Source organism: Commensalibacter nepenthis, assembly GCF_029953305.1.
Taxonomy (GTDB): Bacteria; Pseudomonadota; Alphaproteobacteria; order Acetobacterales; family Acetobacteraceae; genus Commensalibacter; species Commensalibacter nepenthis.
Genome location: NZ_JASBAN010000001.1, coordinates 1,547,674 through 1,565,557, shown reverse-complemented (window position 1 = coordinate 1,565,557; position 17,884 = coordinate 1,547,674). Strand labels below are relative to the sequence as shown.

25 protein-coding genes are annotated in these 17,884 nt (G+C 34.7%); 4 read left to right on the top strand and 21 right to left on the bottom strand.

The window, feature by feature from the left end:
* Positions 1-62: 62 nt before the first annotated feature.
* Positions 63-854, bottom strand: a complete 792-nt coding sequence (locus QJV33_RS07300) for a hypothetical protein (protein WP_281462707.1) — start codon at positions 852-854, stop codon at positions 63-65.
* 10 nt (positions 855-864) lie between these two features.
* Positions 865-1,773, bottom strand: coding sequence for a DUF488 domain-containing protein (locus tag QJV33_RS07295; RefSeq protein ID WP_281462706.1), 909 nt, complete (start codon positions 1,771-1,773; stop codon positions 865-867).
* 194 nt (positions 1,774-1,967) lie between these two features.
* On the opposite strand from QJV33_RS07295, the gene QJV33_RS07290 reads away from it, so the two are divergent.
* Genes QJV33_RS07290 through QJV33_RS07280 form a run of 3 tightly spaced genes read left to right on the top strand, consistent with a single transcriptional unit; the run spans position 1,968 to position 2,860 of the window.
* Positions 1,968-2,216: a hypothetical protein gene (locus QJV33_RS07290; RefSeq protein WP_281462705.1), complete on the top strand. Its 249-nt coding sequence runs from the start codon at positions 1,968-1,970 to the stop codon at positions 2,214-2,216.
* Positions 2,200-2,394, top strand: coding sequence for a hypothetical protein (locus QJV33_RS07285; RefSeq protein WP_281462704.1), 195 nt, complete (start codon positions 2,200-2,202; stop codon positions 2,392-2,394). The genes QJV33_RS07290 and QJV33_RS07285 overlap by 17 nt, the downstream gene beginning before the upstream one ends.
* 7 nt (positions 2,395-2,401) lie before the next feature.
* Positions 2,402-2,860: a hypothetical protein gene (locus QJV33_RS07280; protein WP_281462703.1), complete on the top strand. Its 459-nt coding sequence runs from the start codon at positions 2,402-2,404 to the stop codon at positions 2,858-2,860.
* A 26-nt stretch (positions 2,861-2,886) separates the two neighbouring features.
* Here QJV33_RS07280 and QJV33_RS07275 read toward each other — a convergent pair whose 3' ends face one another.
* The 4 genes from QJV33_RS07275 to QJV33_RS07260 form a co-directional block, all read right to left on the bottom strand.
* Positions 2,887-3,954, bottom strand: coding sequence for a hypothetical protein (locus QJV33_RS07275; protein WP_281462702.1), 1,068 nt, complete (start codon positions 3,952-3,954; stop codon positions 2,887-2,889).
* An 89-nt stretch (positions 3,955-4,043) separates the two neighbouring features.
* Entirely contained in the window at positions 4,044-5,102 is a 1,059-nt protein-coding gene (locus tag QJV33_RS07270; RefSeq protein ID WP_281462701.1) for a beta family protein, read from the bottom strand.
* Between the two features lie 6 nt (positions 5,103-5,108).
* Positions 5,109-5,612 (bottom strand): ImmA/IrrE family metallo-endopeptidase, encoded by a 504-nt coding sequence (locus tag QJV33_RS07265; protein WP_281462700.1) that lies wholly within the window; start codon positions 5,610-5,612, stop codon positions 5,109-5,111.
* 2 nt (positions 5,613-5,614) lie between these two features.
* Positions 5,615-5,947: a hypothetical protein gene (locus tag QJV33_RS07260; RefSeq protein ID WP_281462699.1), complete on the bottom strand. Its 333-nt coding sequence runs from the start codon at positions 5,945-5,947 to the stop codon at positions 5,615-5,617.
* A 219-nt stretch (positions 5,948-6,166) separates the two neighbouring features.
* On the opposite strand from QJV33_RS07260, the gene QJV33_RS07255 reads away from it, so the two are divergent.
* The gene (locus tag QJV33_RS07255; protein ID WP_281462698.1) at positions 6,167-6,598 is read left to right on the top strand and encodes a hypothetical protein; all 432 of its coding nucleotides are present in this window, start codon (positions 6,167-6,169) and stop codon (positions 6,596-6,598) included.
* Here the strand turns inward: QJV33_RS07255 and QJV33_RS07250 are convergent.
* The 15 genes from QJV33_RS07250 to QJV33_RS07180 all read right to left on the bottom strand — a co-directional run bounded on the left by QJV33_RS07250 (position 6,558) and on the right by QJV33_RS07180 (position 17,882).
* Positions 6,558-6,860 carry a phage baseplate plug family protein gene (locus QJV33_RS07250; RefSeq protein ID WP_281462697.1) on the bottom strand — a complete coding sequence of 101 codons (303 nt, stop codon included), beginning with the start codon at positions 6,858-6,860 and terminating at the stop codon, positions 6,558-6,560. The two genes, QJV33_RS07255 and QJV33_RS07250, sit on opposite strands and share 41 nt — an antisense overlap.
* A gap of 3 nt (positions 6,861-6,863) precedes the next feature.
* Entirely contained in the window at positions 6,864-7,508 is a 645-nt protein-coding gene (locus QJV33_RS07245) for a hypothetical protein (RefSeq protein ID WP_281462696.1), read from the bottom strand.
* Entirely contained in the window at positions 7,508-9,631 is a 2,124-nt protein-coding gene (locus QJV33_RS07240; RefSeq protein ID WP_281462695.1) for a transglycosylase SLT domain-containing protein, read from the bottom strand. Before QJV33_RS07240 ends, QJV33_RS07245 begins: the two co-directional genes overlap by 1 nt.
* A 46-nt stretch (positions 9,632-9,677) precedes the next feature.
* Positions 9,678-9,977 carry a hypothetical protein gene (locus QJV33_RS07235; RefSeq protein ID WP_281462694.1) on the bottom strand — a complete coding sequence of 100 codons (300 nt, stop codon included), beginning with the start codon at positions 9,975-9,977 and terminating at the stop codon, positions 9,678-9,680.
* 9 nt (positions 9,978-9,986) lie between these two features.
* On the bottom strand, positions 9,987-10,760 hold the full coding sequence (locus tag QJV33_RS07230) for a phage antirepressor (RefSeq protein WP_281462693.1): 774 nt from the start codon (positions 10,758-10,760) through the stop codon (positions 9,987-9,989).
* Positions 10,757-11,359, bottom strand: a complete 603-nt coding sequence (locus QJV33_RS07225) for a tetratricopeptide repeat protein (RefSeq protein WP_281462692.1) — start codon at positions 11,357-11,359, stop codon at positions 10,757-10,759. The genes QJV33_RS07230 and QJV33_RS07225 overlap by 4 nt, the downstream gene beginning before the upstream one ends.
* 197 nt (positions 11,360-11,556) lie before the next feature.
* Positions 11,557-12,114 carry a hypothetical protein gene (locus QJV33_RS07220; protein ID WP_281462691.1) on the bottom strand — a complete coding sequence of 186 codons (558 nt, stop codon included), beginning with the start codon at positions 12,112-12,114 and terminating at the stop codon, positions 11,557-11,559.
* Complete coding sequence (locus tag QJV33_RS07215; RefSeq protein ID WP_281462690.1) at positions 12,114-12,557, bottom strand: hypothetical protein; 444 nt, start codon at positions 12,555-12,557, stop codon at positions 12,114-12,116. Before QJV33_RS07215 ends, QJV33_RS07220 begins: the two co-directional genes overlap by 1 nt.
* Positions 12,558-12,571: 14 nt before the next feature.
* Entirely contained in the window at positions 12,572-13,690 is a 1,119-nt protein-coding gene (locus tag QJV33_RS07210; RefSeq protein ID WP_281462689.1) for a hypothetical protein, read from the bottom strand.
* Positions 13,668-14,615 carry a hypothetical protein gene (locus QJV33_RS07205; protein ID WP_281462688.1) on the bottom strand — a complete coding sequence of 316 codons (948 nt, stop codon included), beginning with the start codon at positions 14,613-14,615 and terminating at the stop codon, positions 13,668-13,670. The genes QJV33_RS07210 and QJV33_RS07205 overlap by 23 nt, the downstream gene beginning before the upstream one ends.
* Positions 14,612-15,085, bottom strand: coding sequence for a hypothetical protein (locus QJV33_RS07200; protein ID WP_281462687.1), 474 nt, complete (start codon positions 15,083-15,085; stop codon positions 14,612-14,614). Before QJV33_RS07200 ends, QJV33_RS07205 begins: the two co-directional genes overlap by 4 nt.
* Positions 15,064-15,555: a hypothetical protein gene (locus QJV33_RS07195; protein ID WP_281462686.1), complete on the bottom strand. Its 492-nt coding sequence runs from the start codon at positions 15,553-15,555 to the stop codon at positions 15,064-15,066. Before QJV33_RS07195 ends, QJV33_RS07200 begins: the two co-directional genes overlap by 22 nt.
* Positions 15,533-16,033: a hypothetical protein gene (locus QJV33_RS07190; protein ID WP_281462685.1), complete on the bottom strand. Its 501-nt coding sequence runs from the start codon at positions 16,031-16,033 to the stop codon at positions 15,533-15,535. The genes QJV33_RS07195 and QJV33_RS07190 overlap by 23 nt, the downstream gene beginning before the upstream one ends.
* Positions 16,034-16,078: 45 nt before the next feature.
* The gene (locus QJV33_RS07185; RefSeq protein WP_281462684.1) at positions 16,079-17,272 is read right to left on the bottom strand and encodes a major capsid family protein; all 1,194 of its coding nucleotides are present in this window, start codon (positions 17,270-17,272) and stop codon (positions 16,079-16,081) included.
* 10 nt (positions 17,273-17,282) lie between these two features.
* The gene (locus QJV33_RS07180) at positions 17,283-17,882 is read right to left on the bottom strand and encodes a hypothetical protein (RefSeq protein ID WP_281462683.1); all 600 of its coding nucleotides are present in this window, start codon (positions 17,880-17,882) and stop codon (positions 17,283-17,285) included.
* Positions 17,883-17,884: the final 2 nt, after the last annotated feature.

Genomic DNA, 17,884 nt, shown 5'->3' with positions numbered 1-17,884 from the left:
TTTTCCCAATAAAAAAGCCACCGCATGGGTGGCTCGTATTTCTTCTATTATTAATAATTGAATTATTTTGGCAAAGGTGGATAAAAAACCCCTGTGATTACAAAAGGATTTTTTGCTCTTCTTCTATGCCATTGTAAAGTCGTTCCTAGAAAAAAATGTAAATCCTTCTTAAACGCAAAATTATCCCAATATTTTTCTTTGACCTTTTGAATTGCCATCTCTTCAGTTGGCTCTCTACGTTTACAATTAAGATATAATTGACATATTTCCCAGTCTTCGATCAATAACTTGCTTTTTTTTCCTTGTTCATCTTCAAAAATATAAAAGAATTTTTTAGATAAAAGAGGCATTAACCAAACTTTTTTATATTCTTCAATTTCAAATAAATTACTTTGAGCTAATACATATTTATAATTTTCATCTCGTTCTTTTAATTCAACATTTTCAACGACAAAGTCTATTATTTTGGTTGGTTTAAAAATCGCTAATGAAAGATCATTATTACGTGCTAGGTCAATCACTTCAGTTAAATTTTTATAGATTTTATTGTTACTAAAAATAAAATTACGCCGCTCTTGCCAATTGTTTTTTGTATCAACTTTGTCTAATAATTTAATATTATCTATATCAACGATACGATAACTTTCTGGGCGCATATCTGTGGTATTTTTTTCTATCTTTGCTTCAATCCACTGATATTTTGCATATTGATTGTCATGTAATCGAAAAGGAATTGGATATAATCTAATCCAAGAACCATCTTCACGAAATCCAGCAGTGCAAACTGTTTCAACATATTTATCAGAACGACAAGGATAAGTTTTAACGGCAATTAAAATCTTAATAGTTTCCAAACTATACTCCTTAAATATGTTTTATTGGATAATGCCAGTCTGACCTATTGGTCAAAACTTTCGCAATTCTACTCCTATGACACATCGAATATACGGCTTCGAAACAAGTTATTGCAACTCTTTTGTTATTATCTGTTATCAACTTCAATTTATTTAAAGATTCTTGCTGTTTTAACAAAATTGACTTTTCATATTGATCGAACAATCGATCATAATCTTGTTGAGTGTTTAACTCTTGACGATTTTCAGAAATAATACCCAACTGTGGTATATGGATATATTGAATGCCTAATAACGACAATAATTGAGACAAAGCAGTTTTAGAAAAACCATATTTCCTGCTTACTGGATTATTTCTTACATCACATACCACATGAATATTGTTTTGAATTAAACGATTTAGATAATTTTCAATACTTGCCCCTTCATAACCAATTGTAAAAAATCCAAAATCTTGTTGTTTTGGTCGTGCATTTTGAATTGCAAGCAACTCGTCTTTATTCATAATGTTACAAGCAATTTCACTATTAATCGCATAATAAGGATAATTTTTATATATATAATGAATTAAACTATTACCATGAAGATTTGCGTAGCGATTAGAAAATAAAGAGAGTTTTTTTTGCTCAACCTTATCTAATGCACTGATATGGTCACAATCACTTGTTAAACACCACTCATTACTACTATCAATCTTACCTAATTCAATTAAACGTCTACGATCAGCATAAGACTGGAAAGAAAAGCAACCATACTTATAAGGAACAAAATCATAACTTTTTATTTCTTGGTAGTTCTGCGTATATAAAAATAAATATTTTTGCAAATCCAAACTAGATAAACGCCCCCCAAATACTTGCAATATTGCAAGCAATAGTTTCTGACGCTTAAAAAGGGAATAACTTTTTATGTAAACCATAACCATTCATTTAGGTTTAATTACCTACTTAATCAACTCTTTTAATCATGCTATTTAAAAACATTTTTATAAATTTATCTATTGTATTTTCGTTATCTTGAGTGAGATTATAACACTTTAATTATGATTTTTAAATATCTTTATCTTGCCAACACCTCCCAACTCTCCTATCGTTACGGAAAAGGAGTGTTGTTATGAAGAAATTATTACTCGCTAATATTCTGGCTCTTGGACTGCCAAGTGTTGCTTTGGCTAATCTAGAAAAAACTGTTCCGATATCTACCATGAAGCAAGTTATAAAAGAACTTAAACCAGTATTTTGTAATAATGGAGAGAGTGGTTTAATAAAACATGTCTCTAATTGCTATCTTACCAGTAACAACAAAGAGAAATGCATGCTTGAAGACACAGCTTTAATCATATTACATGAGCAGTTTATTTAAATCTCAAACAGGAGCAGATTTACCAACAGATGGTTTTTTATCTGACCCTGCCGTAGAAGAACGTACTAAAATTTACTTTAATCCATATTTTGGCAGCGTTCAAAATGCTATGCAATATTTTAATGATTCAACAAGAGTTATCATTAATAACGTTACAAATTGCCCTCATATGAAATAGTTATACTATGCAAAACAGTCACAATGCCGTTTATTTACTCCTCATCCCTATCATTTTAAGTTTAATAACTGCAATCACTTCTTATATCGCAGCCAAAAGAAAAGGCAGAAATGCACCTTTGTGGTCATTATTTACTTTTGCATTTAATCCTTTACTTATTATTTTAGAATTCTTACCTAATAGAAACTGTAACAATTATAAAATGGTTACATGCCCTGCTTGTAGCGAAAGGCACGCCAACGCAGCGAGATACTGTCCTCATTGTGGTCAACCTAACCAACGCACAGATTATTATCTTTTAACACCTTTTGATCGTATGACGATTATAGGTGAATTCTTTGTCTGCCTTATCCAATCTATAATACTGTTTTTTGCTTTTTGTATTACATATTATATTTTTCTTATGTATGCAGCCTTCTCTACCGTAATTATGACTGCATTAACAGCGCTTCTATCTTCAACATAATACGCATTAATAAACGCCTCCCATTTCTATATTAGATTGCCTTCAACCAGCACATTGTCTTCCGCGTTAATCGTAGACAAGGTTAAAAATGTAATCCAATCTTGAGGAGATGGGGATTTATAATTTGCAACATGCTGAACCGATAAAACCATATATTCCCCTTGAAAAATTGGTTTGTTTTTAATATCGGCATTCAAACCACGATTAAAGTAGGAATCTCTAATATTATTTGATGGCTTAATTACCCCTAATATAGCACTTTCCTTTGGAAAAACCACAATATCATTGATATTAATGTCTGGTCGCAAAACCAAAGAAACAGTAATATCATTATTATCTGACCATGTTGGTTGTCCAACCATGTCTTTCGTTTTAAGTTGTATTTTTTTACCCAATGTATGATCCGTCACATAGATCGTATTATCATGAACATACATATTAATGGCACTGGAAAATTTATATACGTCCTTTTGTCTATTTAGGATTTCTGCAAAATTCTCTATGTTTTTATATATTCCACCTTCTTTTTTTAACGCTTTTCGATCGTTGGTAGAGTTTATATCTACAACAACCTTATGTTTAGGGAAAGTTACCGACAATGATGATTTCAATGCAGCGCTTAATAATTGATCCTTAGCCCAATAAAAAACTATTTCCTTTTGATCCACAAATGTAGATGGAATGATATAAAAAGATAATGTTTGATTGGTACCTTCCCAGTTTCCATAAGGGGCAACAATAATACCGTTCAATAACAGCCCTATATTATCTTTATCCATACCATAATTCTTTGTCATCCCACCGAAAATACGAATATGTTTTTTTCTTAAATCATAAGATTGGGAAAGAAAAGATAAAGGTAGCCCTTGGATTTGAACAAATGACCCCACATTGGCGCTGTTATGCAAAAAAGAAATAGCAATATTAAACGTCACATTTAATGCCCCAGGGTTCATTTGCCCATTCGGTAAATGACTGGTGTAGACATATAATGAGGTATTGCCTACATCTTTATAAGTAATAGGATTGCCATTATCATCCAATCCCGCATCTACGGTAGGCGTGTTCGCAATTTCAATTCGATAATAACGCATGATTTCCCCAATAAAAAAGCCACCGCATTGGGTGGCTTGTGTGTGTTAAGATTATTGAATAACACTTTCTTTATATTTAAAACTAAACGTTAATCTATCCAAGGGGCATCTGCAACGAAACCATCATTTTGAATACCAAGCATAGCTTGGCGATAGAGATGAATATTAATTCTTGCTGCAGTATTTGCCCTAGGGTTATCTATGCCTTTTTTGCCATTGGCTGTTGCCCTAATTAAATTCATTCCCCATAAATCCAAGTTAAGATCCCTGTTTGCACTTGAAACTATTTGTTTAGCTGCATCTTCGTATGTCCAATCATTTTTACGAGCTATTAGCCAACTGTTACTAGTTGTTGGATAATCAATTCTAGGTAAAGGCGTTCTAGCTATTTTAGCTGGCTCCCTTGGTCGTGCACTTCCCCAATCACTATAGATGATTTTCCTATTGGTTGATCTGGCTACCTGTTCAACCAAATTATGATTAGAAAAAGGAAATTCTTTTATGCCAGATATATCCTGAAAATTCTTCAACATGGAAGTACATGATGAAACAATAGTTAAATTATCCCCTAATTGATTAATGTAGTTTGTTACTACCCTTTCATGTGATCCTGCAAGTGAAAGCGGATCATTTGTCCATTCACCATCGATAATGATAGAATAAGGGATATCAACTTGTTTCAGCGAAGAAATTAAAACACTCATCCGACTTGGTGATTGATAAATATCAGGAGTTAATCTTACAGAAAATTCTTTACCTATTGTTTGTATATTTTTAAGTTGTTGGTCTATATCGCCATTAATGCGCAAGCAAGGCACAACATTCATAAATTCGTCACAAAAATCGTACCATATTTTACAATCACCACTAGCTTTTGATAAATCCAACCACTTTTGTTTGGCTTCATTTATATTAGACGAAGATGGAATCTCATAATTACGATCAATATCTAAGATAAATGACCTACCAGGAAAAGCTCTTTGAACACGTTCAACGGCTTGATTTAATGTTTTCGAATTAGCCCAAGGAGCCAACAATATCACAGGAGTCATTTGATCTTTAGCAGGATCAAGCAAATATTCCAATGCATTCATTTCACTAGGTCTTAATGAAAGAATTGGTACATAGTTTTTGCCTGATAGATGCATATTACTTTACCCACCAACTGTTGAAAGTTTTATACGTAACGCTTGATTAGATACTTCCCATTTAGAAGCAATCATATCAAATGTTTCTTCATCCATATTTTTCCTTAGTTGATTTAAATCAGATTTTATTTTTTCATCTGGCATAATTATTTCAGCTGCAAGTCTATTAGCTTGAGCCTCTACAGTATCAGATTTGCCAGATCTATAAAGAATATTATCTTTTATCGGGCCTTCATTTTCTATAATGTCTTTATGAAGAAAATAATGCGCTAACTCGTGGGCAAGAGTAAAACGTTGTCGTTGACGAGATTCATATTTATTAATTCTAATAACAAAATCGCCATTCTCTTTAGCTATTTGTCCTGATATCCCTTGCTCCAAAGGTGAGGTAAACACTTTCACTCCGAACTCTTTTGCTATTTTTCCTAATGGAACAGGGCGCATATCCAAATAACGTGTTATTAATTTTTTGGTTTGATCTGGAAGAGTTTCCAGTAATTGTTTTGCCATTTTTACTCCTCCTTCTCTTCTAATTCTTTTTCTGTTTCAGGATTAAGAACAGATCTCTCATTCTGAAAGGTATATTCTCTTAATTCACCATTTTTAATCATAATCTCAATTTGTTCATTTGTCTTAGTCAAAATCGTTTCTTTAATAAAAGGTAAAATTCTTTCATCTTCCAACTCTTTTAGCTTCGCTTCAACCGTAATTATAGCAATTTTTTTTGCTTTTTTTTGAATTGACCCTATCGTTACCCAAGCTACTATGCCTATACCAATAGTCATCGCAGTTAATATGACTGATAAAGCCGTCAATGTAATTGACAAATAAGTAGAATAGTCCACGAACTTTATTTACCTTGTTAGTACATAACCATATGAATAATAAAACAGTTAATATAATTTTTATATAATATTTAATCTGACTAAAATGCAAGATTCTACCTTTTATTATATACAATTTTAAATAAACAAACAATCTACTTAACTAACCACACACCACGACAAATAACCCCTTGCCAACGCCTCCCAACTCCCCTATCGTTACGGAAAAGGAGTGTTGTTATGAAGAAATTATTACTTGTTTGTGGATCAATATTCTCAATATTAATCCTTCCTACGTCGGGATATGCAAAAAATATAGATCAGCAATGTAAATCGTTTGAAGAAATTGAGCCTATTCTCGCCAATCGTAAACTAGGGAATCCTAACAATGTAGTCGGAAATTGTTATCGATTAAATCTTTACGAACCAAAAGCACAATGGTTATCACCCAAGGAAGTTATAATACACGTTGTATATGGTAATAGTGATACAACCTATTATATAACAAGTGACAAACCCATCGAAGAAAATTTTGATGATCCAACTAAATTAACTTTTACAATACATGTTAAAGGAATAGAACCAAAAATATTTGTCAATCGTTTCGGTGGACAACAAATGTTGCATTCATTTAAAATTGTAGAAGATCCACAATATCTCGGACCAGAATAAACCCTATATCTTCCCTAAAAACTAAGCTATTTCGTGTAAAAAGATTGAAAGTTAAATTAATGTCATGAGTAGCTGTTGAAGAGATCAATGGGGCTGTTTTAATAATCGTTTGATTGAAATCATACAAAGAAAAATACCATCGTTGCGAATAAATATTAAACCATACTTTCAAGATATATCCGCTGCCATCCATATAGATCGTCGCTTGGAAAGGAGGCGAATTATTATTGGTTGGTAAAAACGCATATTTTACATCTGCCATTTTTTACTCCCAAAACTTTAAACTATTTCCAAAGGAACCCCAACTGGCTTGTGTCACATTACCACCTTTGGTCTTGTTTAGAAAGCTGGTTAATACTTGTTCCGTTTTTTCTTCAGAAATCAGCGGTTTTACGAAATCAAACCGCCACGTTACTTGTGATTGACCACTATCATCAACACCCGATTGCAAGTCAACAACATTGGTTAAGAAACAGTCCCTATAAATATAAGACGGCGTTAATACGGTATATAATCCCCCATTATTATTATGATAGGTTAACGCATTCACAATGGTTTCAAACTTTACCAGCCTATCAAAAGGCTTTTTATTACTATCAACAGGGCAATAAGCTGTTAGGGAAAAATGTAAAGGCTCTGTTATAATCGTATTCGCAGCGGTGGCTTGGTTTAAAAATGGATACATGCCGACCGTATTTTGAATAACCGTTCCCCCAGCACTTGGTTTGAAACTAAAAAACCGTGTGCTTTCCATTAATCCTTCAAAATTTCCCAATAAAGCGTTAATACCAAGATTTAACCCTTCACTTATCGCAATAATTGGCAAAACCCCACCAGCCAATTCAGCAACCCCACCCGTCAATAAGATAGGAGATGTTTCAAATGCCAGCTTATATAAATCATAAAACATTATAATTGAGTCGTTCTTTTTGAAGCCATACCTGCATTCACAACAGGGGATGTGGCTGTATTGTTATTAATATTAATATCAACCTGTTGAGGTTGTTGGCGTTGTAATTGAATTAATATTTGCTCAAATTTCCTTAAATACTCTTTATCTTGTGGTTTCAAATTTGCTTCCCAATTCGCGCCATAGCGTTTAAAGAATTTATCAGCACCATTTTTCCCCATATGATAAGAAACAATCGATTTACGATAATTATCGAACATATGCTGTGCATCATCGATATACCGCCCCGCACCCGTTGCACTTTCATAAAAATTATATGGATTTTTGACCCCATAATCTTTTTGGGTTGCTTTTGTTAATTGAAAAGCACCAGCAGCAGAGCTTCCTGGATTTTTTGCTAAATCATTATTACTTGACTCAAGTTGACGCAGGGCTTGAAAGAACTTCGGAGGCAATCCAATTTTTTGATTAAGGTTATCTAAATATTGATTCTTTTTCCACTCACTAGAAGATTTATTGTCGTTGGCTATTCCGCCAGGCAAAGTCTTCCATTCTGGCTGTTGAAGTAATGGTCCAAAATCTCGAGTTTCATAAGCTGTTTTTTGAATGGATGGATTACCCCCATTACCAAATGGATTTAAATTTCTAAAAAGATTGGTTAAAGGAGTGATTATTTTCTCGCTGAGTGCTTTTATTAATGGATCAATGAGGCTGTCTTTGATTAATTTTGCTAAAGGTTTAATTAAATAATCACCAAATATTCCTTTTAAAATCCCAAATAGAGAACCAATCCCATTAAAATCCTTTAGAAACTCGCCTAGTTTTTTTGCACCTCCTTGAAATAAATCGCTAATATTCTTAAAAGTTTTTGGATCAAATATATTATTCAGTAAGTTTTGGAAAAAACTTGCCAATTTCTCGATTTGAGGGGCAATGGTAGCGATCGCTGCAGCAAATTTATTCTTGATTAAATCAGAGGTAATCCCAAGATTGGTATTTAAATCTTGTAGCTTCTTGCTTGTACTATCGTCCTGATTAAGGTTTTTACTTTGTTTTTCGAATCCTCCTATTACATCTTGTTCTAATTCTTTTGGAGATAACCTCCCCAGAGCTTGGGCATCAACAGCAGGAATACCCCATTGCTTTAAAAACGGGTCACTATCCAAAAGATTACCTTTTCCTTGAGCCATTAATCCCCTAGCAATCTCAGCAGCTTTACGCATCTTGGCCACAAGAATATCAGACGTGGACGCATTTTGCCCTACACCTAATTGTTGAAAGATATTCGCACTATTGATCGAGGTTTTCTCTTGTGCAATTTGCTGCGCCCAACCATTAAAATCAATGTAAGGGTCTAATACATTCTTGCCAGCTAATACTTGCCCAGTAGTAAGCCCCGTATTGCGTGCCTGAGTGCGTAAACCCGTTGCCCTATTTGTTGCACCACCGATGCCAAACAAAGACCCTGTAACCGCTCCTAAAGCCAATCCCCCCACAATAGGAATGGCTTTTAATGCGCCGAATAGTTTTCCAATACCACTTCCTAAGACGGTTCCACCTGTTCTAATGGAAAAAGCGGTTAACTTCGCCATTACGGATGTCAACTTTTTAATTGCATCAACAAATACAGCCGAGCTTTTGGCAACAAGGGGATTTTCTTTTATTCTTTTGGAAACATCAGAAACTCTATTGGAAAATACTCCCCATTTGTCCTTTACGGGTTGTGGTATTGCCCTTGCACCAAATGCGAGACTGCGTTTAACGCCTGATGCACTTACGGATTTTAAAAATTGAGCAATCTTTGAAACGGCATTTGAAAAATTCGATATTTTCTTTTGATCTGTTTTATCCGTGGCTGTTCCATCAATCACGGGATTTTGTAGCTTGACGGACTCGAAAACATCCCGAAAACGCTTTGATTTGGAAATAATCCCCATTTGTATTTGAGAGATTACACGCAAATCACTAGCGATACTTTTTAATACCGCCATTGAACTTTTATCAACGTTAAAGCCAATATTTTGAGGTTTTGCAGTTTGCTTTTTAAAATTAGAAAAGTTTTTCGTAAATTTAGAAAAGCTTGTGAAATCTGTTCCAATTTTTACGATAGGTATATTTGCCATGATTTTTCCAATAAAAAAGCCACCGCATTGGGTGGCTTCGTTGTTATTAATCCTGATAGTATAGCTTGTCTTTATGTCCTGTATCGATCAAGCATTTGTGTATTTTGTTTGTGTTTTCTTGCATTGCATGGATGAGATATTTTAGTTGAAACAAAAAATCTTCTGTTTCCCCGTCAAATAGCTCTTCCTTGCGACGATCTGCTTCTAATTTTTCAATTAGAGAATAAATGATCCCACATGCAACAGGAATATTCCTTGCAACATAAGCAGCATTGTCAATCAGCTCGTTCGTTGCCATTTTCTTTTCACGAACCTGATCCAAATCAACAAAAGCAGGATTGGACATAGCATCCTCCTATGCTTTTTCTGTGGAAAAGATTTGGGCAAGTTTGGCAATTCCTTTGGGTGTTACCAAGACTTGCTCTCTGATTCTACTTTCCCCATCATTGGTAAATAGTTGAGAAACTTTATGTTCCAAAACAACTTGTTGTAATTTATCTTGATACGCAATCCAGTTTTTCCCGCCTGCACGTCTGTAAATCCAACCATTCATCTTTAGGTAATCAAACAATGCCTTTGGCTTGATCTGTAAATATTTGGCAGCATTGGTAATACACATCGAACCATCAGAGGTTGCAATCAAGTCATAACCGTCCGCTTTAGGTTTTAATTGGGCGATTTCCTGTGTTTGCCTGTCCATAGTATTTTTAGCAAGCAACAAAGCACGAGAAAGCGTTTGTTCTGGTGTTTCATCAGGAATGGTCGCCATATAGCCACCAGTCTTACGAATAGATGGTAATATTTCGCCAACAACTTTCTCCTCAAACTGTTCCGCTGATGGTAATTTCGATCTCATCACTAAACGATATACATCACGTTCTGGAATTAAAATTAACCCTCTAGGAGAAAGTGCTTCTATTCCTAAATCTCCCAAAACGGGAGATTTGCAGTTTTCTGCTGCTTTACAATGAGTTTGTATTGCTTTTTGCGCATTAGCATACCCTAGAGCTTTTGCAACATCTGCCCCTACAAACCATGCTTCACCATCGCGATTGACAACACGAACACTTGTATTTTCAAAAGTAAACGGTATAATGCTATTTAAATTAGATATATTCTGATTATTCATAATGATTGTCCTTCTAGGCAATTGTTGTTTTCAAGAGAAGCAGTGGGAACGTTTGGCGACTGATCCGCTGCTTTTTCGAACCATTCCTTTGATTTAAAATAATCTTGGTTACCATATTTATTTTGCATATAAAGTACACCTAGATTGTTATAGGCGCGTAAACTACCTTTATTAGCAGCCTGCTCATATAATTTAATCGCTTTATTTACATCTTGTGAAACAACCTTACCATCAAGATAAAAACTAGCTACATTCATCAAAGACTCTTCAAACCCTAGATTAACAGATTTCTTATACCATTCTAATGCTTTTTCTGGATCTTTAGACGCTCCATCAATACCAAATTCGTATTTAGACGCAAGTTGAGCCGCCGCACCCCCATCACCTTGGTTAGCCATTTCTTCTAGTTGAGTTAATGATTTGTTTTTATATTTTTTTCCTGTGATCGTGTAATATTTAGTTTCAGCATCTGTATCACCATGATTCATCCTCTGCTTTAGCGTTGCAAGAGGCACGTTATCGAGATTGTCGGCAAATACTTTGGGTGTAAAAAGAGCAAACCCAACAATTAACAATAGTGAACATTTAAACAGTTTCATTTCATAAGAACCTTTTTAAATATAAAATAATTGCTTATTATTAATTAAACATTCTTATAAAGCAACCAACTTACCTTAAAACATTATATTATAACGTTGCCTGAAATGCTCGGCACAATCATATTTGTTTTTCATTCCTCCATACTTTGATAAATAAAAGTCAAAGATTTCAAAATCATCTTCAGTAATTCTATTCATTACGTAGGTATAGAAGTTTTCTTCTTCTTTTCTGTAGTCTCTGCGGTTTTCGATGTCGCGGATGATTTCCGCCATTCCGTATAGCTTAATGATGTCGAATGTATCGATGACTGCTCCAGCAAAAACTTCAAGCCTGCATCGTTTTTCGGGAGTATTCCGAGTAAGAGACACGAAAAAAAAATTATGGTATTTAGAATAAGATCACAATCATCTTCATCAATGAACTTTTCTTTTCTAGCTACTGAAAAAGGGATTGCCTCTTTATCTCTTGACGCAATACTGACCAGAATTGTGCGTTCTATTTCAGAGATGATCCCGTTAAAATGGGTTTGATAGTCATCCCCAAACTGCTTATGCATCACATCTTCCAAATCAAGAATGGCGGTTTGCTGAATTAAAGCCCCACCATTCTCGGCAATTTGGACATTTAGACGACCAGCCAAATCAGAAAACGGTTTGTAATAGCGTTTAAAAAAAGCCCTTGTAATGGGCTTAAAGCATACTTCAATATCATCTGTAATATGTTCAATTAAATTGAAATTTTTATCAAAAAACATTATGCTTCATCCCATATAACTTTGTTAATCACTTGTGAACCAAATAATTCAAATGGAATAAAAGCAGTGCTTCCATTAAAATTAACCGTTCCAATCGTCTGAATAGAGCATTGATGGAGTTCGAATGTCCCCATCATGTTACTATCAGGATATACAACCACCCTGCCAATGGTAGCATTTTGCTTAATTGCGTCTAGCCAAGAGCTGACAGCAGGAGAGCTTTTCAAAATATGAACGGTTGATCTTAACCCCCAATATGGTTTTGGAGAATTTACAAAACCCGTCATTCCACGCAAAGGGGTTACAGCCTCTTCCTCAGCCTTAATATCAATACCTTCTTCTGATAAATCAGTAGGAGAAATATTTAAATTGCTATTAGACAAGAAATTCATCGTGGCAAGTAAGCGATTAATGCCATTTAATTCAACAGGCGTTACAGCCATTGTTTTTCTCCGTGTTAATTGATTAAATCTGAAACGTTCATATTGAATTTAATTTTTTTCATTGCTTTTAAAGGCTGCACTTCAAAGGTAATCCCACCATAAATTCCTGCCTTATAGTCGCCAGAGTTTTGACTGACATAGCTAGGAAAATCAATAGTTGTTACGATATAATTATTTTCTATAATACCGTAAGCAGCACAATTGGCTAAAATATTATTGACAGCATCTTTAATGCGATTGATCCCTTGTTGGTTATAATACAAAGGATTAATGCTGTTATTTGATGCCGAGATTAATAAATTAGTAATTGTATCAATTACGGTATACCGAATATAATCAATCCCATACCAATAGGTAAAATCATTCCCATCTGCCAAACAACCAGGGAAAAGTAAACTCTTAGCATTCGTCGTATTACGCGGTGGCGAGACCAAAAAATTAGTATAATAATCATTAATCAATTGTTGATTTAAACGTTTATCCTCGTCACTTAATGATAATGCACTGTAAAGATAACGATAGGTCATCGGATTGACCTTGTTATATGATGAAGGGCTATAATTACTTAATTCATATCCCACCGCACCAGCTGCCATTTGGCTATTGCTTGATAAGGATTTGTTTCCAATAGTAAATAGTGACTTATATCCAACCAGCTTTTCTTTAGTATTGGTATTAAATTGGTCAAATGCCAATGACCCTACTATATAACAAGCTTTATTCGCAGTATTGAGCTGTTGAGTGGCAGTATTTAATAAAATATTTTTTTGTGTAGCAATATTTTCCCAGTTATAACCTGCAATAGCAATATAACAATATTGATCTAAATCATTAATGGTATCAGCCGTTACATTGCCAAGATCACATAGTTTAACGCTACGATTACCTTGTGAAAACCACCCTGTTACCGTATTGATTAATTGCTGACGTGCATCAGTATCTTCATCAATCAGATATTGTTGTAAATCACTAAGACTGTATATTGTTACTTCATTATTTTGAGTGTCACAGCCAAGTTTAAGTGCTTTGTAACCAAAAATCATCGCTTGTTGTTGTACATTTTCATTTAACCCAATGGTATTTCGGGTGACAGAAATGCTTACGACATCATTACCGCTCACATCTGAGAACATCTTTTTCCCTATCGTTATAATTCATATTTGTTAAAATTTCATCAATCATGCGGTCTAATAGAGCTTCATCTATATTGGCACTTTGATAATAAAAAACTTCGATCTCAATAATTTTCTTTTGAGAAAGAGAACCAATTTCATTTTGGGAGCTTGGTAAGTCTTTAATCCTTGGGATATTTAAAAAACCCATTTGCTGGTATATCAAAGACCACTTTTCTAAGGTTGCCAAAAAATTAATCGCTTCGTGATTGTCTAACCCATATAAATTAAGCTCTATATAATCTTTGGCTGGATTAACAAATGTGGGTTGTTCGTTAATATAGACCTGCTTATGCCCGACACTCAAAGCCTCTGTTTCTGTTATTCCTATTGTAATATAAGGAGGCGTTTTATTTAATGGGACCAGCCATTCAGGGTAAATAATATAAGGTATTTTTACTAAATCAAAATATCCATTGGCCAATAAAATAAACCGTGAAATTGAATTACTAAATTGAACAGTTTTCTCTAAAAAATCTTTTTTAGTATTTAAGAAAATACTTTTTAATCTTGGCTCAATAACTTTGGCAAAGTTATGATATAATCCTGCATTATCTGTATTATTACCAGTTTTTTTGATAACATATTGTTTCCCTGCATAATTAAATACAGGTAATGTTTCTATATCTTCCTGAGAAAAATCAAATAATGGTTCGGTCGTAGTAATAATTAAAGAAGCATCATCGTAATAGCTTTGATCTTCATGTCTTAATTCATCAGAATAATGAATCATTGATGCTTCAACTGAATCTTTCTTTCTACTTTTAACCCAGTAAACGAAACCATCATATGGTAAGATTGCTTTTTGATAATAAGTAATAATAATTACTTGACCTTGACGGATGGTGTTTAAACCATCTTGCAAAGCATCTGCATAATCATTCATTTAAAACTTCCCCAGACAATATAGGAACTTTCCATTTGCCCTGTATCAATAAATGATGGTCGTCTTGCGCCTAGTGTTCTTTTCCCATGAACAATTCTTTTTCTCTTTCTTTTAAAACGATGGGAAACCCCTTTTAAAGCAGCTTGTGTCGGCACCCCTTTAATGCCTATTTTTTCAACCTCTTGAGAACTAAGAAATTGTTTCATGTCAGAAGAAATTTGACTAAATGCTGTATTAAATGCACTTCTATTCAATTTCCCAGTTTGGATTTGATTTCTAACAGCATTCGTCATAGCGTCCGTTAATGCTTGCGCTATGTCGTCTTCATGTCTTGCAGCAAAATTGGTAAGAATTTCATATTTATCTTCTAAAATCTTTGCTACCGAGCCTGTTGATTGACCACCATTATTAGAATATGGGTAATCAATCACGCCAAGATTTATTTCTTTTAATAAGAAGTCAGCCCCCATATCGTACCTACTTGCTGAATCAGCTTTTCATATTCTCGACCAAAAGGAGTTCTTAATAACTCAAAGTCATTTAAGGACATGTTTTTATAAAATTCAGGGGTCATGTAACTCACTGAGGTGGCTTGGTCAGATGCCGCCTGCACAATACCATTACGCCACCCCGTTCCTTTGGAAAAACCCATATTTATTAATTTTGTCTTATCAAGATAATCAAGATTAATATCAAAACAAAGCGTTATAAATACATGAATGGCATAGTTATAAATAGCTTGCTTGTATAAATATGGGTCAATACATAATAATGCACAAGGAACCAATCGGACTGCTAAACGATAATTTAGATATAGTAATCGATATTCTGCCGATGAGGGATCATCAAGATTATCAATACCAAGGTTAAGAATTGTTACAAACTCAAGAAACCCTTCAAACGTAGCCTTATCATCCTCAAAGCAACCCATAGTTTTCATTTAACCGCCCACGTTCATATTGGTCGCCTTGCTGAACAACTTTTAATCCAAAGTTCTTAGGATCAGAATACATATCATCCATATTTATTTTATTATCCATATTTAAGGCTGCATTAAGTAAATGATTGCCTGTTTCTAATAAGGATTGATTTCGTCTTTTTGCCCCTATTTTCTGAGAACAACGAAAATATTGTGCCTTTAATTCAATAATTTCATCATCAGAAAAAGGCTTGCCAAAAGAAAAACCATACCCATCATATTTGGGATTAAGCAATGCTTCTTCATAAGTTTGAAACCCATAATGATGAACTTGACTTAAAAGTTCTTTTAATAAATCAACATTGGTATCCTTATAAATACGCTGTTGAGTATAAGGATGCAAATTCAGTTGCCATGTTGCCCCTTTCCCTGCCCCAGGGATATTAAACGTAAAGCAAAATATTTGTGGTTTAAAATTAGCTAAAAATAAAACAGCCATATCATTTCCTTATTGTAAAATCCTGTAATGACACAGGCTTAGGTTCTATTTATTTTTACCGTCTGTTGCAGTATTTGAAGTAGACTTTGTTGACCCTGTATTAGTGTTATTCCCTGCTACTGTTCCATCAGTAGTTTGAGTTTCACCTTTACCGTCTGTTGCTGTATTTGAAGCAAAATTAAAACTACGATCATTCTCATTTACGTCGTCAACCTCAATGGCAGCAGAAATAATCGTTGTGGCAGTTGGACGGACAGCCCATCCTGGCGTTGCACGCATTTCGGCTTGAATATGCGTCGCTGTTCCAGCAAGTGGCGTAATAAATTCAACTGGTGCTGGAACATCAGTAAACATTAAATTACATGCATTCTCTTGAGGGCTTATATTTTGAGCAAAAATATTAGTATTTATGGCTCTATCAAAGCCCCCCATATCAAGCTCAACCAATGATATAATAATAACATCAGAGCCATTATCGCCTTTGCCTTGTAACGTATCATCATACTGCCATAAAAGAACTGTATCGTTATCTTTTAAGATTGCATCAAGCTGTCCTTTGATGGTTGCAACACCACCGCCAGCCATCTGATAGGTTGATAGACTAACAATTTTACTAATGGCGAATTGATTTAATACCCGTTGAGGTGCAAGAATTGTAATGATATTTTTTAAACCCGCTTGTTGTGTTCGATTAATAATATCGGTGATTTCTTTCAATAAAAACTCTGAAATCTCACCAGAAATCATATTTAAAACATCTTTTGTCCCATTACTATCTGCTGGAATAACAGTGCGCTTTGCACCGACTGCATTCAATATTCCCTCACCGTATTCAGGTTGGAAACCATACAGCAATAAATCACGTAACTGGTTGTAATGTGCTTGCCTCAACGCCAATGAAAATGCCATAGGCAAAGCTACATTGTAAGCCGATGCTGCCGCAACCTCGTGGCGATTATAAATGGCACGAGCTTGCAGTAAATAAGTTGGTGTCTGAACCTGACCCATGGCAATATCAACAGATGCCAATTCATTTTGTGAATCTTGAGCAATTGAATTGCGGGTTTTAATTCCAAGGCGGTTCATATAAACCATTTTATCTGCCAAGCCCAATTGTACTCTAAATTCGCCATTTTGCAGCAAATAAAACGCACCAGAAGGTTGATTTCTGTCAACTAAGACATTTGGAGATGAAAAACTTGGATTAAGTCGAAACGATGCGGGTGCTAAAGTTGACATTTATTATTCCTTATAACAATACTAACGCACATGAACCATTTGGGTTCCAACTAATAATCTGCGTATCTTGATTAAATTGAACAGTTTTAGAATTTTGCAAAGAAAGGCTCAGCACTTTTACAGGCAAAGCCGTTCCTGAACCTGCTGCAACCAATTGATTTTTATCGAAATCCCATGCGACTTTTAAAGTGCTTACAGGTTGGTTTAACGAAAATCTCAACGCTGGATCACACGTTAGAGCCACGCGTGCGTTACTGCCAAAACGAACATAATTAATGGTTCCTCCACCAGTCGTTGTCGGCACTTGGTTAGCCCCTAATATAAACAGGTTATTTGCCTGATTAAATACTGTAAATCCAATTGGCGTGTCACTTGCTGTTGCTAATTGAATATAAGGCAGTGGATTTCCCCGCATTTCTGAAACATTTTCTACAATTGGCATGCCACCAAAGTAAATATTTTTGTCTGTCTGCTTAATTTTTCCCGCCGTGATAGCATAGCGTGCAGCTGGATCCGCCTCCATTATACCATGGGTATATCCCGAACTATCGGTAGAAAAAGACCCACTAGCAAACGAAGTGCCCAATGGGTTTAAACCAGTAATAGCCATAT